This window comes from Staphylococcus sp. T93, assembly GCF_016743875.1.
GTDB classification, from domain to species: Bacteria; Bacillota; Bacilli; order Staphylococcales; family Staphylococcaceae; genus Staphylococcus; species Staphylococcus aureus.
In genome coordinates this window covers 2,088,817-2,112,570 of sequence record NZ_CP068247.1, presented here as the reverse complement: position 1 = coordinate 2,112,570, position 23,754 = coordinate 2,088,817, and the positions used below count along the sequence as shown (strand labels likewise).

At 32.8% G+C, this 23,754-nt stretch carries 23 protein-coding genes; 21 read left to right on the top strand and 2 right to left on the bottom strand.

Translation table 11 applies throughout. From position 1 onward, the window contains the following. The first annotated feature begins 145 nt into the window (after positions 1-145). The 12 genes from aur (at position 146) to JG553_RS13405 (ending at position 13,181) form a co-directional block, all read left to right on the top strand. Positions 146-1,675, top strand: coding sequence for a zinc metalloproteinase aureolysin (gene aur, locus JG553_RS10500; protein ID WP_001225019.1), 1,530 nt, complete (start codon positions 146-148; stop codon positions 1,673-1,675). A gap of 366 nt (positions 1,676-2,041) precedes the next feature. Beyond that, on the top strand, positions 2,042-2,491 hold the full coding sequence (locus JG553_RS10495) for an arginine repressor (RefSeq protein ID WP_000748760.1): 450 nt from the start codon (positions 2,042-2,044) through the stop codon (positions 2,489-2,491). A gap of 2 nt (positions 2,492-2,493) precedes the next feature. Beyond that, on the top strand, positions 2,494-2,661 hold the full coding sequence (locus JG553_RS10490; RefSeq protein ID WP_001792441.1) for a hypothetical protein: 168 nt from the start codon (positions 2,494-2,496) through the stop codon (positions 2,659-2,661). A 176-nt stretch (positions 2,662-2,837) separates the two neighbouring features. Continuing rightward, positions 2,838-4,073: an arginine deiminase gene (gene arcA, locus JG553_RS10485; protein WP_000129411.1), complete on the top strand. Its 1,236-nt coding sequence runs from the start codon at positions 2,838-2,840 to the stop codon at positions 4,071-4,073. 32 nt (positions 4,074-4,105) lie between these two features. After that, positions 4,106-5,116, top strand: a complete 1,011-nt coding sequence (gene argF / locus JG553_RS10480; protein ID WP_000136166.1) for an ornithine carbamoyltransferase — start codon at positions 4,106-4,108, stop codon at positions 5,114-5,116. 90 nt (positions 5,117-5,206) lie between these two features. After that, complete coding sequence (gene arcD, locus JG553_RS10475; protein WP_001005842.1) at positions 5,207-6,637, top strand: arginine-ornithine antiporter; 1,431 nt, start codon at positions 5,207-5,209, stop codon at positions 6,635-6,637. 16 nt (positions 6,638-6,653) lie between these two features. Further along, positions 6,654-7,595: a carbamate kinase gene (gene arcC, locus JG553_RS10470; RefSeq protein WP_000660034.1), complete on the top strand. Its 942-nt coding sequence runs from the start codon at positions 6,654-6,656 to the stop codon at positions 7,593-7,595. Between the two features lie 98 nt (positions 7,596-7,693). Further along, entirely contained in the window at positions 7,694-8,398 is a 705-nt protein-coding gene (locus JG553_RS10465) for a Crp/Fnr family transcriptional regulator (protein WP_000138214.1), read from the top strand. A 349-nt stretch (positions 8,399-8,747) separates the two neighbouring features. Next, complete coding sequence (gene clfB, locus JG553_RS10460; protein ID WP_000745896.1) at positions 8,748-11,381, top strand: MSCRAMM family adhesin clumping factor ClfB; 2,634 nt, start codon at positions 8,748-8,750, stop codon at positions 11,379-11,381. Positions 11,382-11,496: 115 nt separating this feature from the next. Further along, positions 11,497-12,258 carry an alpha/beta hydrolase gene (locus tag JG553_RS10455; protein WP_000323455.1) on the top strand — a complete coding sequence of 254 codons (762 nt, stop codon included), beginning with the start codon at positions 11,497-11,499 and terminating at the stop codon, positions 12,256-12,258. Between the two features lie 244 nt (positions 12,259-12,502). Further along, positions 12,503-12,958, top strand: coding sequence for a MarR family winged helix-turn-helix transcriptional regulator (locus tag JG553_RS10450; protein ID WP_000106185.1), 456 nt, complete (start codon positions 12,503-12,505; stop codon positions 12,956-12,958). 121 nt (positions 12,959-13,079) lie between these two features. Further along, on the top strand, positions 13,080-13,181 hold the full coding sequence (locus JG553_RS13405; protein WP_000731972.1) for an SE2200 family small protein: 102 nt from the start codon (positions 13,080-13,082) through the stop codon (positions 13,179-13,181). A 59-nt stretch (positions 13,182-13,240) separates the two neighbouring features. Here JG553_RS13405 and JG553_RS10440 read toward each other — a convergent pair whose 3' ends face one another. After that, complete coding sequence (locus JG553_RS10440; RefSeq protein ID WP_000953744.1) at positions 13,241-14,665, bottom strand: alkaline phosphatase; 1,425 nt, start codon at positions 14,663-14,665, stop codon at positions 13,241-13,243. Between the two features lie 197 nt (positions 14,666-14,862). Between JG553_RS10440 and JG553_RS10435 the strand changes: the two genes are divergently transcribed. The 8 genes from JG553_RS10435 to JG553_RS10400 all read left to right on the top strand — a co-directional run bounded on the left by JG553_RS10435 (position 14,863) and on the right by JG553_RS10400 (position 21,433). Then, a complete protein-coding gene (locus tag JG553_RS10435) occupies positions 14,863-15,063 on the top strand; it encodes a hypothetical protein (RefSeq protein WP_000604728.1) in 201 nt (66 codons plus the stop codon). A 25-nt stretch (positions 15,064-15,088) separates the two neighbouring features. Beyond that, the gene (gene nsaR, locus JG553_RS10430; protein WP_000697886.1) at positions 15,089-15,754 is read left to right on the top strand and encodes a nisin susceptibility-associated two-component system response regulator NsaR; all 666 of its coding nucleotides are present in this window, start codon (positions 15,089-15,091) and stop codon (positions 15,752-15,754) included. Between the two features lie 10 nt (positions 15,755-15,764). Continuing rightward, a complete protein-coding gene (gene nsaS, locus JG553_RS10425; protein WP_000143419.1) occupies positions 15,765-16,652 on the top strand; it encodes a nisin susceptibility-associated two-component system sensor histidine kinase NsaS in 888 nt (295 codons plus the stop codon). A 107-nt stretch (positions 16,653-16,759) separates the two neighbouring features. Then, positions 16,760-17,515: an ABC transporter ATP-binding protein gene (locus tag JG553_RS10420; protein WP_000923760.1), complete on the top strand. Its 756-nt coding sequence runs from the start codon at positions 16,760-16,762 to the stop codon at positions 17,513-17,515. Beyond that, positions 17,512-19,512, top strand: a complete 2,001-nt coding sequence (locus JG553_RS10415; protein ID WP_000776751.1) for an ABC transporter permease — start codon at positions 17,512-17,514, stop codon at positions 19,510-19,512. Before JG553_RS10420 ends, JG553_RS10415 begins: the two co-directional genes overlap by 4 nt. Positions 19,513-20,170: 658 nt before the next feature. Then, on the top strand, positions 20,171-20,284 hold the full coding sequence (locus JG553_RS10410) for a hypothetical protein (RefSeq protein ID WP_011447078.1): 114 nt from the start codon (positions 20,171-20,173) through the stop codon (positions 20,282-20,284). A gap of 381 nt (positions 20,285-20,665) precedes the next feature. After that, positions 20,666-20,926 carry a hypothetical protein gene (locus JG553_RS10405; RefSeq protein ID WP_001789910.1) on the top strand — a complete coding sequence of 87 codons (261 nt, stop codon included), beginning with the start codon at positions 20,666-20,668 and terminating at the stop codon, positions 20,924-20,926. A 9-nt stretch (positions 20,927-20,935) separates the two neighbouring features. Further along, on the top strand, positions 20,936-21,433 hold the full coding sequence (locus JG553_RS10400; RefSeq protein WP_001065268.1) for a glutathione peroxidase: 498 nt from the start codon (positions 20,936-20,938) through the stop codon (positions 21,431-21,433). 107 nt (positions 21,434-21,540) lie between these two features. Here JG553_RS10400 and JG553_RS10395 read toward each other — a convergent pair whose 3' ends face one another. Then, positions 21,541-21,633: a hypothetical protein gene (locus tag JG553_RS10395; RefSeq protein WP_010956583.1), complete on the bottom strand. Its 93-nt coding sequence runs from the start codon at positions 21,631-21,633 to the stop codon at positions 21,541-21,543. A 194-nt stretch (positions 21,634-21,827) separates the two neighbouring features. Between JG553_RS10395 and JG553_RS10390 the strand changes: the two genes are divergently transcribed. Then, the gene (locus JG553_RS10390) at positions 21,828-23,708 is read left to right on the top strand and encodes an assimilatory sulfite reductase (NADPH) flavoprotein subunit (protein WP_000775155.1); all 1,881 of its coding nucleotides are present in this window, start codon (positions 21,828-21,830) and stop codon (positions 23,706-23,708) included. Positions 23,709-23,754 lie beyond the last annotated feature (46 nt).

Below are 23,754 nucleotides of genomic sequence, written 5' to 3'. Positions count from 1 at the left end.
ACATTTTTAAAAAAGAAAAGAATCAATAAATAAAATCAACGAACAAAAAGTATAGAAATAAATAGAAATAATCATTTACTTTTCTGAAAAATTAAATTAATATTTTATTTATAAGCTGTTTTTAAGATTTCAGGAGGAATGAAATGTGAGGAAATTTTCAAGATATGCATTTACAAGTATGGCAGCATTAACCTTGTTGAGCACTTTATCACCAGCAGCATTAGCGATTGATTCAAAAAATAAACCAGCTAATTCTGATATTAAATTTGAGGTGACTCAAAAGAGTGATGCGGTCAAAGCATTAAAAGAATTGCCTAAATCCGAAAATGTAAAAAATATTTATCAAGATTACGCTGTTACTGATGTAAAAACTGATAAAAAAGGATTTACGCATTATACATTGCAACCGAGTGTTGATGGTGTTCATGCACCTGACAAAGAAGTGAAAGTACACGCAGACAAATCAGGAAAAGTCGTTTTAATCAATGGGGATACTGATGCGAAGAAAGTAAAGCCAACGAATAAAGTGACATTAAGTAAAGATGACGCAGCCGACAAAGCATTTAAAGCAGTTAAGATTGATAAGAATAAAGCGAAAAATCTTAAAGATAAAGTCATTAAAGAAAACAAAGTTGAAATCGATGGTGACAGTAATAAATACGTTTATAATGTTGAGTTAATTACAGTGACACCAGAAATTTCACATTGGAAAGTTAAAATTGATGCTCAAACTGGCGAAATTTTAGAAAAAATGAACTTAGTTAAAGAAGCTGCAGAAACTGGTAAAGGAAAAGGTGTACTTGGCGATACAAAAGATATCAATATCAATAGTATTGACGGTGGATTTAGCCTAGAAGATTTAACGCATCAAGGTAAATTATCAGCATTTAGCTTTAATGATCAAACAGGTCAAGCAACATTGATTACTAATGAAGATGAAAACTTCGTAAAAGATGAGCAACGTGCTGGCGTAGATGCAAATTATTACGCTAAACAAACATATGATTATTACAAAGACACATTTGGTCGTGAATCATATGACAACCAAGGTAGTCCAATTGTTTCATTAACGCATGTTAATAACTACGGTGGTCAAGATAACAGAAATAATGCCGCATGGATCGGTGACAAAATGATCTATGGTGATGGTGATGGTCGCACATTCACAAGTTTATCGGGTGCAAATGACGTAGTAGCACACGAATTAACACACGGTGTGACACAAGAGACAGCGAACTTAGAATATAAGGACCAGTCAGGCGCTCTAAATGAAAGCTTTTCAGATGTTTTTGGATACTTTGTAGATGACGAGGATTTCTTAATGGGTGAAGATGTCTACACACCTGGAAAAGAGGGAGACGCTTTACGCAGCATGTCAAACCCAGAACAATTTGGTCAACCAGCTCATATGAAAGACTATGTATTCACTGAAAAAGATAATGGTGGCGTACATACGAATTCTGGAATTCCAAATAAAGCAGCTTATAACGTGATTCAAGCAATAGGGAAATCTAAATCAGAACAAATTTACTACCGAGCATTAACGGAATACTTAACAAGTAATTCAAACTTCAAAGATTGTAAAGATGCATTATACCAAGCGGCTAAAGATTTATATGACGAGCAAACAGCTGAACAGGTGTATGAAGCATGGAATGAAGTAGGCGTGGAGTAAAAATATATAAACAAGAAGAAGTAATGTTAAACACTTATAAATAATTAAATTTTAAATACAGCTTATATATGGGGTATACCTACATTGATAATTGACTTTGTAGGTATACCCTCTCTTTGTAATTAGATGAGAGGAGTGTGAGGGTTGTCTGCCGAAAGACTACTCGGCAGTCTAAAATCATTACAAGTAGTAGATATGTGATAATTAAATGCTGACTTAGAATACAAAATTCATTTTAAAAGTTGTCACAAAAAATTTACATGTATTTTTATTATCTTTTGCAAAACAAAGTGTTAAATTATAAATGAAACATGCATGAATTTATTTTTTAATACAAGAAACGTAACTACCAAAGGAGTTTACAATATGAAGAAAAGTAAACGATTAGAAATTGTTTCTACAATAGTTAAAAAGCATAAGATTTATAAAAAAGAACAAATCATTTCATATATTGAAGAATATTTTGGTGTAAGATATAGTGCAACAACAATTGCTAAAGACTTGAAGGAACTAAATATATATCGTGTCCCTATCGATTGTGAGACATGGATTTATAAAGCTATTAATAATCAAACAGAACAAGAGATGAGAGAAAAGTTTAGACACTATTGTGAACATGAAGTTCTAAGTTCAATCATCAATGGTTCATACATTATCGTCAAAACCTCACCTGGTTTCGCCCAAGGCATAAACTATTTTATCGATCAGCTAAATATAGAAGAGATATTAGGTACGGTGAGTGGAAATGACACTACATTAATCTTAACTGCCTCAAATGATATGGCAGAATACGTATATGCAAAATTATTTAAATAGACATGTATCAAATGAATAATAAAAATTTGTTTCGTATCACGTGTACTCAAGTTAGTTACCAAATATTAACTTGTGTACGCGTTTTTTTATGGAAAGAAAGAATTCATAGTCATTCAATTGACTGTATAAAAAACTTTATACAACATGTTTTTATGGGTATTTTTGAATAAAAAATGTATATTTTGACCCAAAATACCTTTATTTATGTATAAAAATCCATTATTATGTATTGTATAACAAAAAGATATGAAATTTTCGACTTTCTTTATGTGAATATAATCACATGTAAGCGTTTGAAGATTGTCTATACTCTAAATGAATTCAAAGATAAAAGGAGGAAATAGACATGACAGATGGTCCAATTAAAGTAAATAGCGAAATTGGAGCTTTAAAAACTGTGTTACTTAAGCGTCCTGGAAAAGAATTAGAAAATTTAGTACCTGATTATTTAGATGGATTACTATTTGATGATATTCCATATTTAGAAGTAGCTCAAAAAGAGCATGACCATTTTGCGCAGGTGCTAAGAGAAGAGGGTGTTGAAGTACTTTACCTTGAGAAGTTAGCAGCTGAAAGTATTGAAAATCCTCAAGTAAGAAGTGAATTTATTGATGATGTATTAGCAGAGTCTAAAAAAACAATATTAGGTCATGAAGAAGAAATTAAGGCATTATTTGCGACACTTTCTAATCAAGAACTTGTAGATAAAATAATGTCAGGGGTACGTAAGGAAGAAATTAATCCGAAATGTACACATCTAGTAGAGTATATGGATGATAAGTATCCATTCTATTTAGATCCAATGCCAAACCTTTATTTTACTAGAGATCCACAAGCCTCAATAGGACACGGTATAACAATCAATCGGATGTTCTGGAGAGCACGACGACGAGAATCAATATTTATTCAATATATTGTAAAGCATCATCCTAGATTTAAAGATGCGAATATTCCAATCTGGTTAGATCGAGATTGCCCATTCAATATTGAAGGCGGCGATGAACTTGTTTTATCTAAAGATGTCTTGGCTATAGGCGTTTCAGAACGTACATCTGCACAAGCTATTGAAAAGTTAGCGCGACGTATTTTTGAAAATCCGCAGGCGACGTTTAAAAAAGTAGTAGCAATTGAAATTCCAACTAGTCGAACTTTTATGCACTTAGATACAGTATTTACAATGATAGATTATGACAAATTTACAATGCATTCAGCCATTTTAAAGGCAGAAGGCAATATGAATATATTTATTATTGAATATGATGACGTAAATAAAGATATTGCCATCAAACAATCTAGTCATTTAAAAGATACTTTAGAAGACGTACTAGGTATAGATGATATCCAATTCATTCCAACAGGAAATGGTGATGTCATTGATGGTGCTAGAGAGCAATGGAATGATGGCTCAAATACATTATGTATAAGACCAGGCGTTGTAGTGACTTACGATAGAAACTATGTATCGAATGATTTATTGAGACAAAAAGGCATTAAAGTCATTGAAATATCTGGTAGCGAGTTGGTACGTGGACGTGGGGGCCCTAGATGTATGAGTCAACCATTATTCAGAGAGGACATTTAACGTAATAAATTATAGAAACGAGGGTGAAAATAATGACAGAAATTCAAAAACCGTATGATTTAAAAGGCAGATCATTATTAAAAGAAAGTGATTTTACCAAAGCAGAATTCGAAGGACTTATTGATTTTGCAATTACATTAAAAGAGTATAAGAAAAACGGTATTAAGCATCACTACTTATCTGGAAAAAATATTGCACTACTATTCGAAAAGAATTCGACGAGAACGCGTGCTGCGTTTACAGTTGCGTCTATTGATTTAGGTGCGCATCCAGAATTTTTAGGAAAAAATGATATTCAATTAGGCAAAAAAGAATCTGTAGAGGATACTGCGAAAGTATTAGGTAGAATGTTCGATGGTATTGAATTCCGTGGTTTTTCACAACAAGCTGTTGAAGATTTAGCGAAGTTCTCTGGTGTACCGGTGTGGAATGGATTAACAGACGATTGGCATCCTACACAAATGTTAGCTGATTTTATGACAATAAAAGAGAATTTTGGATATCTAGAAGGAATAAACTTAACTTACGTTGGAGATGGACGTAATAATATTGCGCATTCATTAATGGTAGCAGGTGCTATGTTAGGTGTTAATGTAAGAATTTGTACACCTAAATCATTAAATCCAAAAGAGGCATATGTTGATATTGCAAAAGAAAAAGCGAGTCAATATGGTGGTTCAGTCATGATTACGGATAATATTGCAGAAGCAGTTGAAAATACAGATGCTATATATACAGATGTTTGGGTATCGATGGGTGAAGAAAGTGAATTTGAACAACGTATTAATTTATTAAAAGACTATCAAGTGAATCAACAGATGTTTGATTTAACAGGTAAAGATTCAACGATATTCTTACATTGTTTACCAGCATTCCATGATACAAATACACTTTATGGACAAGAAATTTATGAAAAATATGGATTAGCTGAAATGGAAGTTACAGACCAAATCTTTAGAAGTGAACATTCAAAAGTGTTTGATCAAGCTGAAAATAGAATGCATACAATTAAGGCAGTAATGGCAGCAACATTGGGGAGTTAATCACTAAATGGAACGATATGAATATGATGTGTCTGATGATATAAGTGTCATGTACAGACACCTCATATTGGTATTAAAGGAGAAATGAATATGAACGAATCAGGAGATAACAAACTCAGTAAATCTTCTTTAATTGGACTAGTTATAGGATCCATGATTGGTGGCGGTGCGTTCAATATAATGTCTGATATGGGCGGTAAAGCCGGTGGATTAGCCATTATTATTGGTTGGATTATTACAGCTATAGGAATGATTTCATTAGCGTTCGTATTTCAAAATTTAACCAATGAACGGCCGGAGCTAGACGGTGGTATTTATAGTTATGCTCAAGCAGGATTTGGCGATTTTGTAGGATTTATCAGTGCTTGGGGATATTGGTTCTCAGCGTTTTTAGGCAATGTTGCCTATGCAACACTATTGATGTCAGCAGTAGGTAACTTTTTCCCGATTTTTAAAGGAGGCAACACATTACCAAGTGTTATTGTCGCCTCGTTACTACTCTGGGGTGTCCATTTCTTGATTTTAAAAGGCGTTGAAACAGCAGCATTTATCAATAGTATTGTTACTGTTGCAAAGTTAATACCGATTTTACTTGTAATCATATGCATGATAATTGCATTCAATTTTGACACTTTTAAAACAGGCTTTTTCAGTATGACGTCAGAGGGTGTATTGCCATTTAGTTGGGCGAGCACAATGAGCCAAGTTAAAAGTACGATGCTAGTGACAGTTTGGGTGTTTATCGGTATCGAAGGTGCAGTAATTTTTTCTAGTAGAGCTAAAAATAAAAAAGATGTAGGTAGTGCCACGGTTATAGGACTTATATCAGTTTTAATTATCTATTTCTTATTAACTGTATTAGCTCAAGGCGTGATTTTGCAAAATCATATTTCGCAATTAGATTCGCCAAGTATGGCACAGGTGCTTGCAACTATTGTAGGTGGTTGGGGATCTACACTTGTAAATATTGGTTTAATTATTTCGGTACTAGGTGCATGGTTAGGATGGACACTGCTTGCTGGTGAATTACCTTTCATTGTTGCAAAAGATGGATTATTTCCAAAATGGTTTGCTAAAGAAAATAAAAATGGAGCACCTGTAAATGCACTGCTTATTACCAATATATTAGTACAATTATTTTTAATAAGTATGCTATTTACACAGAGTGCGTATCAATTTGCATTTTCACTAGCATCAAGTGCTATTTTATACCCTTACATGTTCAGTGCATTTTACCAAGTTAAATACACTTTAGAGCATCGACAGCAAGCAACTACTAAACAATGGACGATTGGTATCATAGCCTCAATTTATGCTATATGGCTTATATATGCAGCAGGTATCAATTACTTATTATTGACGATGTTACTTTATATTCCAGCTCTTCTTGTTTATACAATCGTTCAAAAGAATAATCAGACACGTTTGATTAAATCAGACTATATTCTTTTTATGATTATTATCGTACTTGCAGTTATCGGGTTAATTAAGTTATTGATGGGAACGATAAATGTTTTTTAAAAGGAGCGACAAAAATATGAAAGAGAAAATTGTCATTGCATTAGGCGGTAATGCGATACAGACAACAGAAGCAACAGCTGAAGCACAACAAACAGCTATTAGATGTGCGATGCAAAACCTTAAACCTTTATTTGATTCACCAGCGCGTATTGTCATTTCACATGGTAATGGTCCACAAATTGGAAGTTTATTAATCCAACAAGCTAAATCGAACAGTGACACAACGCCGGCAATGCCATTGGATACTTGTGGTGCAATGTCACAGGGTATGATAGGCTATTGGTTGGAAACTGAAATCAATCGCATTTTAACTGAAATGAATAGTGATAGAACTGTAGGCACAATCGTTACACGTGTGGAAGTAGATAAAGATGATCCACGATTTGATAACCCAACTAAACCAATTGGTCCTTTTTATACGAAAGAAGAAGTTGAAGAATTACAAAAAGAACAGCCAGACTCAGTCTTTAAAGAAGATGCAGGACGTGGTTATAGAAAAGTAGTTGCGTCACCACTACCTCAATCTATACTAGAACACCAGTTAATTCGAACTTTAGCAGACGGTAAAAATATTGTCATTGCATGCGGTGGTGGCGGTATTCCAGTTATAAAAAAAGAAAATACCTATGAAGGTGTTGAAGCGGTTATAGATAAAGATTTTGCTAGTGAGAAATTAGCAACGCTGATTGAAGCAGATACCTTAATGATTCTTACGAATGTAGAAAATGTATTTATTAACTTTAATGAACCTAATCAACAACAAATCGATGATATTGATGTAGCAACACTGAAAAAATACGCGGCACAAGGTAAGTTTGTGGAAGGATCGATGTTGCCAAAAATAGAAGCTGCGATACGATTTGTTGAAAGTGGGGAAAACAAAAAAGTTATCATTACCAATTTAGAGCAGGCATACGAAGCTTTGATTGGTAATAAAGGTACACACATTCACATGTAGCACTTTATCACGCGACAAAACATTAAATATGTTTCTCCGTTGATTCAAATGAAAAAGTTGTCTGCTGACACTTTGCAAGGTTTGAAGGAGTTTAACTTATGACAGAAAACTTTATTTTGGGTAGAAATAATAAATTAGAACATGAACTAAAGGCATTAGCAGATTACATTAATATACCATATAGTATATTACAACCATATCAAAGTGAATGTTTTGTCAGACATTATACGAAAGGCCAAGTTATTTATTTTTCGCCACAAGAAAGTAGCAATATTTACTTTTTAATTGAAGGTAACATTATTAGAGAACATTACAATCAAAATGGAGATGTATATCGTTATTTTAATAAAGAGCAAGTATTATTTCCAATCAGTAACTTATTTCATCCGAAAGAGGTTAACGAATTGTGTACAGCATTAACCGATTGTACAGTTCTTGGATTGCCTAGAGAATTGATGGCCTTTTTGTGCAAAGCTAATGATGATATATTTTTGACACTTTTTGCATTAATAAATGATAATGAGCAGCAACACATGAACTATAACATGGCATTAACAAGTAAATTTGCTAAAGATCGAATTATCAAATTGATATGCCATCTATGTCAGACAGTAGGATACGATCAAGATGAATTTTATGAAATCAAACAGTTTTTAACTATTCAACTCATGAGTGATATGGCTGGGATTTCCCGGGAAACAGCTGGTCATATTATTCATGAACTTAAAGATGAAAAACTTGTTGTTAAAGATCATAAAAATTGGTTAGTAAGCAAACATTTATTCAATGATGTATGTGTTTAATATACAATGTAAAATGAATAAGTTGAACATGAGGTCTAACGTACATTTATACGTTAGGCCTTTTTTGCTAGCATGATGAATAATTTAAAATGTTAGTTAAATTTGATTGTTGAAATTACAGTAAAATTTAAGGTGATGAAAAATTTAGAACTTCTAAGTTTTTGAAAAGTAAAAAATTTGTAATAGTGTAAAAATAGTATATTGATTTTTGCTAGTTAACAGAAAATTTTAAGTTATATAAATAGGAAGAAAACAAATTTTACGTAATTTTTTTCGAAAAGCAATTGATATAATTCTTATTTCATTATACAATTTAGACTAATCTAGAAATTGAAATGGAGTAATATTTTTGAAAAAAAGAATTGATTATTTGTCGAATAAGCAGAATAAGTATTCGATTAGACGTTTTACAGTAGGTACCACATCAGTAATAGTAGGGGCAACTATACTATTTGGGATAGGCAATCATCAAGCACAAGCTTCAGAACAATCGAACGATACAACGCAATCTTCGAAAAATAATGCAAGTGCAGATTCCGAAAAAAACAATATGATAGAAACACCTCAATTAAATACAACGGCTAATGATACATCTGATATTAGTGCAAACACAAACAGTGCGAATGTAGATAGCACAACAAAACCAATGTCTACACAAACGAGCAATACCACTACAACAGAGCCAGCTTCAACAAATGAAACACCTCAACCGACGGCAATTAAAAATCAAGCAACTGCTGCAAAAATGCAAGATCAAACTGTTCCTCAAGAAGCAAATTCTCAAGTAGATAATAAAACAACGAATGATGCTAATAGCATAGCAACAAACAGTGAGCTTAAAAATTCTCAAACATTAGATTTACCACAATCATCACCACAAACGATTTCCAATGCGCAAGGAACTAGTAAACCAAGTGTTAGAACGAGAGCTGTACGTAGTTTAGCTGTTGCTGAACCGGTAGTAAATGCTGCTGATGCTAAAGGTACAAATGTAAATGATAAAGTTACGGCAAGTAATTTCAAGTTAGAAAAGACTACATTTGACCCTAATCAAAGTGGTAACACATTTATGGCGGCAAATTTTACAGTGACAGATAAAGTGAAATCAGGGGATTATTTTACAGCGAAGTTACCAGATAGTTTAACTGGTAATGGAGACGTGGATTATTCTAATTCAAATAATACGATGCCAATTGCAGACATTAAAAGTACGAATGGCGATGTTGTAGCTAAAGCAACATATGATATCTTGACTAAGACGTATACATTTGTCTTTACAGATTATGTAAATAATAAAGAAAATATTAACGGACAATTTTCATTACCTTTATTTACAGACCGAGCAAAGGCACCTAAATCAGGAACATATGATGCGAATATTAATATTGCGGATGAAATGTTTAATAATAAAATTACTTATAACTATAGTTCGCCAATTGCAGGAATTGATAAACCAAATGGCGCGAACATTTCTTCTCAAATTATTGGTGTAGATACAGCTTCAGGTCAAAACACATACAAGCAAACAGTATTTGTTAACCCTAAGCAACGAGTTTTAGGTAATACGTGGGTGTATATTAAAGGCTACCAAGATAAAATCGAAGAAAGTAGCGGTAAAGTAAGTGCTACAGATACAAAACTGAGAATTTTTGAAGTGAATGATACATCTAAATTATCAGATAGCTACTATGCAGATCCAAATGACTCTAACCTTAAAGAAGTAACAGACCAATTTAAAAATAGAATCTATTATGAGCATCCAAATGTAGCTAGTATTAAATTTGGTGATATTACTAAAACATATGTAGTATTAGTAGAAGGGCATTACGACAATACAGGTAAGAACTTAAAAACTCAGGTTATTCAAGAAAATGTTGATCCTGTAACAAATAGAGACTACAGTATTTTCGGTTGGAATAATGAGAATGTTGTACGTTATGGTGGTGGAAGTGCTGATGGTGATTCAGCAGTAAATCCGAAAGACCCAACTCCAGGGCCGCCGGTTGACCCAGAACCAAGTCCAGACCCAGAACCAGAACCAACGCCAGATCCAGAACCAAGTCCAGACCCAGAACCGGAACCAAGCCCAGACCCGGATCCGGATTCGGATTCAGACAGTGACTCAGGCTCAGACAGCGACTCAGGTTCAGATAGCGACTCAGAATCAGATAGCGATTCGGATTCAGACAGTGATTCAGATTCAGACAGCGACTCAGAATCAGATAGCGACTCAGAATCAGATAGTGAGTCAGATTCAGACAGTGACTCGGACTCAGACAGTGATTCAGACTCAGATAGCGATTCAGACTCAGATAGCGATTCAGACTCAGACAGCGATTCAGATTCAGACAGCGACTCAGATTCAGACAGCGACTCAGACTCAGATAGCGACTCAGACTCAGACAGCGACTCAGATTCAGATAGCGATTCAGACTCAGACAGCGACTCAGACTCAGACAGCGACTCAGACTCAGATAGCGACTCAGATTCAGATAGCGATTCAGACTCAGACAGCGACTCAGATTCAGATAGCGATTCGGACTCAGACAGCGATTCAGATTCAGACAGCGACTCAGACTCGGATAGCGATTCAGATTCAGATAGCGATTCGGATTCAGACAGTGATTCAGATTCAGACAGCGACTCAGACTCGGATAGCGACTCAGACTCAGACAGCGATTCAGACTCAGATAGCGACTCAGACTCGGATAGCGACTCGGATTCAGATAGCGACTCAGACTCAGATAGTGACTCCGATTCAAGAGTTACACCACCAAATAATGAACAGAAAGCACCATCAAATCCTAAAGGTGAAGTAAACCATTCTAATAAGGTATCAAAACAACACAAAACTGATGCTTTACCAGAAACAGGAGATAAGAGCGAAAACACAAATGCAACTTTATTTGGTGCAATGATGGCATTATTAGGATCATTACTATTGTTTAGAAAACGCAAGCAAGATCATAAAGAAAAAGCGTAAATACTTTTTTAGGCCGAATACATTTGTATTCGGTTTTTTTGTTGAAAATGATTTTAAAGTGAATTGATTAAGCGTAAAATGTTGATAAAGTAGAATTAGAAAGGGGTCATGACGTATGGCTTATATTTCATTAAACTATCATTCACCAACAATTGGTATGCATCAAAATTTGACAGTCATTTTACCGGAAGATCAAAGCTTCTTTAATAGCGATACAACTGTTAAACCATTAAAAACTTTAATGTTGTTACATGGATTATCAAGTGATGAAACGACATATATGAGATATACAAGCATAGAAAGGTATGCGAATGAACACAAATTAGCTGTGATTATGCCCAATGTGGATCATAGCGCATATGCTAACATGGCATATGGTCATAGCTATTATGATTATATTTTGGAAGTGTATGATTATGTTCATCAAATATTTCCACTTTCCAAAAAGCGTGATGACAATTTTATAGCAGGTCACTCTATGGGAGGATATGGCACAATTAAATTTGCATTAACACAAGGGGATAAATTTGCCAAAGCTGTACCATTATCTGCTGTGTTTGAAGCGCAAAATTTAATGGATCTAGAGTGGAATGATTTTTCAAAAGAGGCCATAATTGGCAATCTTTCAAGTGTTAAAGGAACTGAACATGATCCGTATTACTTGCTAGACAAAGCTGTAGCTGAAGATAAACAAATTCCAAAATTGCTCATTATGTGTGGTAAACAAGACTTTTTATATCAAGACAACTTAGATTTTATCGATTATTTATCACGCATAAATGTTCCTTATCAATTTGAAGATGGACCAGGAGATCATGATTATGCATATTGGGATCAAGCGATTAAGCGTGCTATAACATGGATGGTGAATGATTAATTATTTCTTGGAAAATATGTGGCTGCATTAAATACACAGAGTGAGAGATACAAACTATTTACGCACGACTAACATTTCTAAGTGTTTAAATTATTTTTGTATTAATATGATTGGCGCAATTTGCTGATACACAAAAATGTTTCTCGTGAAACTTAGATTTAGCTTATAGTTTTATCATCATTTGTATGACTTACATTATAAATTTTATTATAATGAGGTTAACGCTTTGAAAGGAGTCATCATCATGTCGACCAATAAAAACGATTATGAGCATATGTTGTTTTATTTTGCATATAAAACCTTTATTACTACCGCTGATGAAATTATAGAGAAGTATGGTATGAGTCGTCAGCATCATCGTTTTTTGTTTTTTATCAATAAATTACCTGGTATTACTATTAAATCATTACTAGAAATATTAGAAATTTCTAAACAAGGATCACATGCAACACTTCAAAAATTAAAAGAGCAAGGTCTCATTATTGAAAAAGTTTTAGAGACTGATCGACGTGTCAAAAAATTATATTCGACGGATAAAGGCGATCAACTCATTGCTGAATTGAACAAGGCGCAAGATGAATTATTGCAAAATATATATCAACAAGTCGGTTCGGATTGGTATGATGTGATGGAAGCATTGGCTAAAGGGCGACCTGGCTTTGATTTTATTAAGCATTTGAAAGATGAAAAAGAAAGCTAGCATCAGAAATGTTAAAAATCTTCGCATTCTTAAATTTAAAAAATATGTCAAAAAGTGTATAATAAAAACATATAATTTAATTGAACTCAGTTTCAACACATCTTAGAAAGGAGTTTGAATGATGAAAAAATTAGCAGTTATTTTAACATTAGTTGGCGGTTTATACTTCGCATTTAAAAAATACCAAGAACGTGTTAACCAAGCACCTAACATTGAGTACTAAATTAAACCATAAAAAATTCCCGAACACCTTGTTATAGTGCTCGGGAATTTTTTTATGCTTTACTTGAATATATCAAATATTATTTTTGCGCTTTCTGTATTTTCGATATTACCACTAAATGATTCTGATCTAGGTCCGTAAGCGTAGGTATTAACATCCTCGCCTGTATGTCCATCGGAAGTCCACCCTGTATAAGATTTATCATTTACTGGCTTCTGAATAGCGTGTTGTAGGGCTTTTGTTTGCGTTTCTACTTCTGCGGATTTTTCGTCTTTTTCTTTTTTAAGTAGTCTTTTTAGCTTTTTATTCTCTTTTTTAACCTTTTTCATATCATCTTGTGAAAATTCAAATCCATAACCTTCATTAATAACTTTTTCAGGGTCTTCACCTTTAGCCATTTTTTCTGTCATATATGATCCAGAGTGTTTCATAGATTTAATCGGTTGAGGATTCCATTCGTATCCTTTATCTTTACCAATTGTTAGACCACCAGTAGAGTGATCTGCTGTTGCAACGACAAGTGTATCTTTATGTTTCTTAGCATATTGAATGGCGTCATCGAATGCTTTTTCAAAACCTTCCATTTCAGACATAACGCCTGTAATATCGTTGGAATGCGCTGATTTATCTATAGAAGCACCTTCGACCATTAAAAAGAATCCTTTTTTATTGCGCTCAAGCTTACTAAGTGCACTTTGTTGCATATCAGCTAATGATGGTTCGTCTTTAGAAGCATCTATTGCAAGTGGCATATTTTTATCTGCAAACAAACCAAGAACTTTATCTTTATCAGATTTTGATAACTCCTTACTGTTCGTGGCAAGGTCGTAACCATCTTTTTTGAATTTTTTATCTAAATTGCCATTACTTTTACCGAAATATTTAGCGCCGCCGCCTAATAAAACATCAACTTTATGCTTTCCGTTGATTTTATCTTTATAAAATTGTTTAGCGATTTCGTTTTTATCATCTCTAGAAGTCACGTGTGCAGCATATGCTGCTGGTGTTGCATCTGTTAATTCAGCTGTTGAAACAAGACCAGTCGACTTACCTTTTTCTTTTGCACGTTCAAGCACCGTCTTTACTTTCTGCTTGTTACTGTCAACACCGATGGCACCATTATATGTCTTATGACCAGAACTAAAGGCTGTTCCGCCAGCTGCAGAATCAGTAATATTCTGTTTTGGGTCATTTGAATATGTACGATTTGTGCCTTTTAAATATGAATCAAAAGCAGTAGGGGTCATTTCTTTAGCATGCGGATCATTTTTATAATAACGATAAGCTGTGTTAAATGATGGACCCATGCCATCGCCAACTAAAAAGATAACATTTTTTGGATTTTTAGTATTACCAACCGCGAAACTTTCATCTTTAGAACTTTTATCGGATTGCGCAATTGCAGGTGTGACAGAACTAAAAACCGTTGACACGATAATAAGGTTAGCAACTGCAAATTTTGTGGCTTTTTTAACTGATAACATAAGACATCCTCCTGAGTATATGACTATGTCTTCAGTGTAAAAGAGGAATTTTGAGCAATTATGTAGTTTTAGTTAAAAATATGTAAACAGAGTGATTTAGAATAACAAAAAATGAATATATATGACAATTTGTTATAGAAAGCGTTAGAATAGAAGCGTGTGAAAATATAGAATTAAATATAATTTGAGGTGGAAAAATGATACTAGTAATGTTATCTCCATTATTAATCATATTCTTTATAGTGTTGTCTATTTTAGAAGAGCGTAAACGTACGAAGAAAAAGCAACTCGAGAAAGAAAAAGCAAATACACTAAATCAAAATACAAATGACACGGAAAGTTCAAATCAAGAGCCGTCATTGCAGCAGGATAAAGAACAAAAAGATAACAAAGGATAATTCAATTGAAGGAAGAAGATTATAGATGAAAATATTAATTGTTGAAGATGATTTTGTTATAGCAGAGAGTTTAGCATCTGAACTTAAAAAATGGAATTACGGTGTTATTGTCGTTGAACAATTTGATGATATACTGTCTATCTTTAACCAAAATCAACCTCAGCTTGTATTGCTAGATATTAATTTGCCAACGTTAAATGGTTTTCATTGGTGTCAAGAAATCCGAAAAACATCTAATGTGCCAATTATATTTATTAGTTCCCGTATTGATAATATGGACCAAATTATGGCAATACAAATGGGGGGAGATGATTTTATCGAAAAGCCATTTAACTTGTCATTAACGATTGCCAAAATTCAAGCATTATTGAGACGAACTTATGACTTGTCAGTAGCTAATGATTCATTGACGGTTAAAGGTTGTACATTAATATTAGATGAAGCAAAAGTCGTGTATCAAGAACAAAACATACAGCTATCTTTGACTGAATTACAAATATTAAAGTTATTATTTCAAAATGAAGATAAATATGTAAGTAGAACTGCTTTAATTGAAAAATGTTGGGAATCAGAAAACTTCATAGATGATAACACATTAGCTGTTAACATGACGCGCCTGCGTAAAAAATTAAATACTATTGGCGTTAATGATTTTATCATTACAAAGAAAAATGTCGGATATAAAGTATAGGGTGAATGCAATGACCTTTCTTAAAAGTATTACTCAGGAAATAGCAATAGTCATAGTTATTTTTGCTTTGTTTGGCTTAATGTTTTACCTGTATCATTTGCCATTAGAAGCATATTTACTAGCACTTGGCGTTATTTTATTATTATTACTCATATTCATAGGTATTAAATATTTAAGTTTTGTAAAAACTATAAGCCAACAACAACAAATTGAAAACTTAGAAAATGCGTTGTATCAGCTTAAAAATGAACAAATTGAATATAAAAATGATGTAGAGAGCTACTTTTTAACATGGGTACATCAAATGAAAACACCCATTACTGCAGCACAACTGTTACTTGAAAGAGATGAGCCTAATGTTGTTAATCGTGTTCGTCAAGAGGTTATTCAAATTGATAACTATACAAGTTTAGCACTTAGTTATTTAAAGTTATTAAATGAAACTTCTGATATTTCTGTCACTAAAATTTCGATTAATAATATCATTCGCCCAATTATTATGAAATATTCAATACAGTTTATTGATCAAAAAACAAAAATCCATTATGAACCTTGTCATCACGAAGTATTAACTGACGTTAGATGGACCTCTTTAATGATAGAACAATTAATAAATAATGCACTTAAGTATGCGAGAGGTAAAGATATATGGATTGAATTTGATGAGCAATCCAATCAATTACACGTAAAAGATAATGGTATCGGTATTAGTGAAGCGGACTTGCCTAAAATATTTGATAAGGGCTATTCAGGTTATAATGGCCAGCGCCAAAGTAACTCAAGTGGGATTGGTTTATTTATCGTAAAACAAATTTCAACACACACAAACCATCCTGTTTCAGTCGTATCTAAACAAAATGAGGGTACAACATTTACGATTCAATTTCCAGATGAATAAAAACTTTCAATATTGTAAGTATACTAGTAACATTTTTTTACTAATTTAAATGTTATTAGTATTTTTTTGTTTTAATATAGAACTAACAAAGAAATGAGGTGCATGCCATGTTGCTAGAAGTGAAACATGTAAAAAAGGTTTATGGTAAAGGTTTGAATGCTACGACAGCACTTAATCAAATGAATTTATCAGTTGGAGCTGGTGAATTTGTTGCAATTATGGGTGAGTCTGGGTCAGGGAAGTCTACACTACTAAATTTAATTGCTTCTTTTGATGGACTAACTGAAGGTGACATTATTGTGGATGGCGCACATTTAAATAATATGAAAAATAAAAGTAAAGCATTGTATCGTCAACAAATGGTAGGTTTTGTTTTTCAAGATTTTAATCTTTTACCAACAATGACGAATAAAGAAAATATAATGATGCCATTAATTTTAGCTGGTGCTAAACGAAAAGATATAGAACAAAGGGTACATCAGTTGGCAGTACAATTACATTTAGAGGGATTCTTAAACAAGTATCCTTCTGAAATCTCTGGGGGTCAGAAGCAACGCATTGCCATTGCACGTGCATTAGTTACTAAGCCGACGATTTTACTAGCCGATGAACCTACAGGTGCACTTGATTCAAAAACATCAAAGGCATTGATGATGTTATTTCAAGAGATTCATCAATTGGAACAGACAATTTTAATGGTAACTCATTCAAATATCGATGCGTCTTATGCAGAGCGAGTCATTTTTATTAAAGATGGGCGTCTATATCATGAAATATATCGTGGTGAAGAAAGTCAATTAGCTTTTCAACAACGAATAACAGATAGCTTAGCACTTGTGAATGGAGGAAGTGTCAATATATGAAGTTAAGATTGTTATGGCACATAGTGCGACGTCAATTTATTACGCAGCGACTTGTAATCATTCCATTCATTTTAGCGGTAAGTGTACTATTCATGATTGAATATACGCTTGTGTCAATTGGGTTAAATAGCTACATAAAACAGAAGAATGACTTCCTAGTACCATTTATTATCATAGCTAATTTTTTTATGGCGCTTTTAACTTTTATTTTTATTTTCTATGCAAATCACTTTATGATGTCACAAAGACGAAAAGAGTTTAGCATTTTTATGACATTGGGCATGACCAAGAAAAGTATGCGTTTAATTGTAGTGATGGAAACTATCTTACAATTTGTGATAATTTCAGTCGTTAGTATTGCCGGCGGATACTTACTTGGTGCGATATTTTTCTTGTTTATACAGAAAATAATGGGCAGTGAAGTTGCGACGTTAAGGTATTATCCATTTGACTCTGTAGCGATGTTTATTACTTTGATTATCATTGCTGTATTAATGGGCATGCTACTTATATTCAACTTGTTTAGTATTAATTTTCAACGGCCGATAACTTATCAACATCGTTCCGATTCTAGTGTCATATCACGATGGTTGCGTTACGTTTTAATTGTTATAGGAAGCGCAGCACTATATTTAGGTTACTTTATTGCATTACAACAAGATACGACGTTTGGTGCCTTTTTTAAAATATGGATTGTCATAGGATTAGTTATTATCGGTACTTATGCATTTTTTGTAGGTATAAGTGAAATAATTATTAGTATATTGCAGCAGGTATCAAAAGTTTACTATCATCCACGGTATTTTTTTGTGGTAGTTGGGATGCGTGTACGTCTTAAAATGAATGCAGTCAGTCTTGCAACAATCACTTTGCTGTGTACATTTTTGATTGTAACGCTCACAATGACATTAACAACCTATCGTGATATGAATCATACCATTACGAAATTGATTACGAATGATTATGATTTGTCATTTAGCGACAATTCTAAGTCACAAATAGAACGTCAACAAACAATTGAGAATATTAAACGTGATATACAGGGTTCGGTTAATGCAAAAGACTTCAAAGTATATGAAACGACATTATTTAGAGCTTCTTTAGAAAAGAATCGTGCTTATTACAAGTTAAAACAGGCTAGTGATGATATTCCAATAGACTTCATTGGTAATGAAGGCGCGATATTTTCAAGACAATCAGTAATGATTACAGCTTTTACTGCACAAGATTATAATCGATATCACCAAAACAAATTACACTTAGACAATCAAAGTATAGGTATGATTACGAATGTACCTATTTTTAAAAAGCAGTCTAAGGTCGGTCTTAATAATGAAGTCTTTAAAGTGAAACAACTTGACGCACATGCGTTAAATTTGATGATGATTCAAGATAGTATGGTTTTAATTGTTAAAGATAACAATCAATTACAAAAAGTAAAAGGATTTTATGCACATGAACAAAAGAATTCGACAATATCGATAAACTTTAATGTATTTGGAAAGACGAAATTAACAACATCACAAATACAAAAGCTATCGAAAAAATACGATGCGTCAATAAATTCTAAATCAGAAATGCTAATGGTTTGGGATCGTTTGACAGGTGGACTAATATTTGTAGGTGGCGTAGTATCAATTGTACTTGTCATTGGAATATTTCTAATGATGTATTATAAACAAGTCTCAGAAGCCTATGCAAATCAGCACAATTATGACATTATGAAAAAACTTGGTTTAGATAATGGAAGAATAGCAAAGATAACACGAAATCAAATGACTTTCTTGTTCGCAATACCAATAACAGTAGCACTGATTCACACATTAATTTCTAGTAACATTGTATATACGTTACTAAATATGATAGGTATTAATAACCATCATATATTTTTAACAAGTTACGTACTAGCTGTCATTATAATTTCGTTTCTATATATGGCGATGTACAAAATAACTTCCTATATTTATGCTAAAGTTATTCATCAACAACGCAATTAACCATGTTTCAGTGAAATCACAATCAATCATGTATTTTCACTGAAATATATTATATTAAAAAGAAACCTAAAAACATTACAAATAACAATAACAAATTTCAACCGATAAGATAAAATGTCTTGTCGGTTTTTAATATAACAAGTGATATTTTGGAAATGCCAAAAATATATAGATTGTTTATATAAAATGATTTAAAATGTTTTATAACAACATATTTTATGCAACACATAAAATGGGTAACTAACATCACGAAATCATTGTATTTGTTGTTACACTGATGAAGCGATGTCACAAAGAAATGTCGTTATCAAACGAAGCCCGAAATACATACTGATACTCGAAATAATGTAACGATAAATAACAATGATAACGATTGATTACTACGCAAAAATATATGTAAATTGACGATTTAAATGCAATTCGTATATTTTGCCAATGATTTACACATTAAAATGTTTGAAAATTGTCACAATTCAGTCTAATTTAAAAGGAAGTTAATTACAAAATTAAAAAATCATGCATCGTGTCATTTAGATATTGAAAAAGATGAGTCAAATTTGTTTCATATATTTTCCAATAACAAATTATTATATCTAAATATACAATCAGAAATATATGAATAGAAATATCAATAAGAAAAATAATATGATTAAAAATGATGAATGGCATACTTATAAAGTGTCTAAATATTGGCGGTCAATATTACTTACAAACACGAATGTTAAGTAATGTAGACAATGCTGAAAAAACAATAAGTAGAAACTCTATATAGAATGTTCGTTTTTATTTTTAATAATTGAATAATCATTATTGATGATTTAATATGTATTCGGTCGCACACGATACAAAGTGACTTGTTTTAATGATATGCAATAATATGACGTTTATCGTCGCGTGTAACAATGTATGAGTGTGTCAGTTTAATTTTAAAAGGGTTATAAGGATATTTAATAAGATAAAGGAGGGCTTAATAAACAATCACATGTGAAGTTTTTAAGGATTATATGAGTTGGGCAGCTCTTTAATCCATAGTTATAACGAATTTTAAATTGTTAGATCTAACGTATGGTATCAGTATGTATGAGTTTAACTTAAGTATTAATCTATAGTTTAAAGAGCGGTCTAATTGTCTTTTTAAAAATAGAAAATAAGGATGATTATAATGAGGGGTTATAACGGAAGATATTGTAGCTGGACTAATACAGCTATACAATGTGATTATTTTAATAAAGTAAGACAGGTGAAAAAAGACGGTAAATCGGATAGGTTGAGCAACAACATAAACTCGAACATTATTTATCGTGTGCTCGAAAAATGTATCACGCTATATAATGTGTGTTCACGGTGTAAACGCGCACTTATTTTATCAGAACATTCTAAAAAGAACATATTCAATATAAAAAAGGCTGTGTAGGGGTGTCTTATGAATAATAGAAATGTGTATGATATCGAAGTAAGTGATTATAAAGGCTTAACTTATAAATTAGAAGCATTTAGAGGTAAAGTGATTTTAGTTGTTAATACTGCAACAGAATGTATATATAGCGAACAATTGAAAAAACTAGAGACTTTATTTCAAAAATATAAGGATCGTGGGTTTGTAGTGTTGAGTTTTCCGAATAATAATTTTGACAATCGACAACCAGGTTCTAATGAAGAAATCTTGAAAATTAGTCGTGAGAAATTTGGTGTAACATTTCCAGTGTTAGCTAAAATATCTGTGAACGGGAACGATGAACATCCGTTATTTACGCATTTAAAGAATGAACAACCAGGAATCTTTGGGTCCCCAATAAAATGGAATTTCACAAAATTTATAATCGATCGACAAGGAAATGTTGTAAATCGATTCTTGCCAATGGAAGATCCATTGGATATATCGACAAATATAGAAATATTATTGCAAGAATCTTCATCTTAAATTTAAATTTGAGCGCTTAGTATGCAAATAACACAAGAGCCTCTTAATGATGTACTAATAGTATGTTATTAGGAGGCATTTTATATTTAGAAAATCAGTAATTTGACCTATTTTACTGAAAGGCTGATTTGGTACATAATAAATAGTAAATAAATAAAAAATAACAACGATGCATTACTGTATGCATTAATAACTGACACGACATAATCAAAGTTTTGTCTGAATTACTGATAATGTCATTCAAGCAACATGAAGGTTGTAAATATTTGCAAGTATAACTATCAGACACAACTCAAGTTTGTTTTAATTTATACCATACATATTAAAAAATTGACTAAACTATCGATAAAAAAAGAGTCAATCATCTATTTCAAGTTTATTGAGGTGAAAACATTTGAAATTAAATACATCTAATAGTCCATTTACAGAAAAACAAGTCACAGAGATTAACAATCTGCTGCAAACATTAACAGAGAGCCAACAACAGTGGCTTAGTGGTTTTTTACTAGCTAATAGTAACGATACGACAAGTGATAGTAATCAACAACAATTAGAGACAGAAGTGTGGCAACAATCACAAATATCAGAAGAACAAGCAACTTCAACAACGTATATGTTACAAAATAAAGAGCCACATATCGAAGCTAATCAGCGGCATGTTACAGTGCTATATGGTTCTGAATCAGGTAATGCCATGCGTTTAGCTGAAATTTTTTCAGAACGTTTAAGTGATATCGGACATCAAGTTGTTTTGATGTCAATGGATGAATATGATACGACAAACATCGCGCAGTTAGAAGATTTATTTATTATTACGTCTACTCATGGTGAAGGAGAACCGCCTGATAATGCATGGGATTTCTTTGAATTTTTAGAAGACGATAACGCACCTAATTTAAATCATGTGAGATATTCAGTACTAGCTTTAGGTGATCAAACATATGAATTTTTCTGTCAAGCCGGTAAAGATGTAGATGTTTTACTAGAAAATCTAGGCGCTGAGCGTATATGTAAGCGTGTAGATTGTGATATTGATTATGAAGAAGACGCAGAAAAGTGGATGGCAGACATCATTAATATTATTGATACCACATCAGAAGGTATTCAAAGTGAATCGGTGATAAGTGAATCAATTAAGTCTGCCAAAGAAAAGAAATATTCTAAATCAAATCCATACCAAGCAGAAGTATTAGCGAATATCAATTTAAATGGTACCGATTCAAATAAAGAAACACGACATATAGAATTTTTACTTGATGATTTTAGTGAATCATATGAACCAGGAGATTGTATAGTAGCATTACCGCAAAACGACCCTGAATTGGTTGAAAAACTAATATCCATGTTAGGTTGGGATCCGCAATCTCCGGTGCCAATTAATGATCATGGTGATACAGTTCCTATTGTTGAAGCACTAACATCACATTTTGAATTTACTAAATTAACATTGCCATTATTGAAAAATGCAGATATCTATTTTGACAATGAAGAATTATCTGAACGTATTCAAGATGAGTCATGGGCGCGTGAATATGTTATAAATCGGGACTTTATAGATTTAATAACAGATTTTCCAACTATAGAATTACAACCTGAGAATATGTATCAAATCCTTAGAAAATTACCACCAAGAGAGTATTCGATTTCTAGTAGTTTTATGGCAACGCCAGATGAAGTGCATATTACCGTTGGTACGGTTCGTTATCAAGCACATGGACGTGAGAGAAAAGGTGTATGCTCGGTTCATTTTGCTGAGCGAATTAAACCAGGCGATATAGTACCAATTTATTTGAAGAAAAATCCGAACTTCAAATTTCCGATGAAGCAAGATATACCGGTTATTATGATTGGACCAGGTACTGGAATTGCTCCTTTTAGAGCATATTTACAAGAACGTGAAGAACTTGGTATGACTGGAAAAACATGGTTGTTCTTTGGTGATCAACACCGTAGTTCTGACTTTTTATATGAAGAAGAAATAGAAGAATGGCTTGAAAATGGAAACTTAACACGCGTAGATTTAGCATTTTCAAGAGACCAAGAACACAAAGAATATGTACAGCATCGTATAATGGAAGAAAGTAAACGTTTCAATGAATGGATTGAGCAAGGCGCAGCAATCTATATTTGTGGCGATGAAAAATGTATGGCGAAAGATGTCCATCAAGCCATTAAAGATGTATTGGTAAAAGAACGTCATATTTCTCAAGAAGAAGCAGAGTTATTATTGCGACAAATGAAACAACAACAACGCTATCAACGTGATGTTTATTAGCGATTGGTGTTAAATATTTTAAGGTGTAATGATGTAAAAAGATATA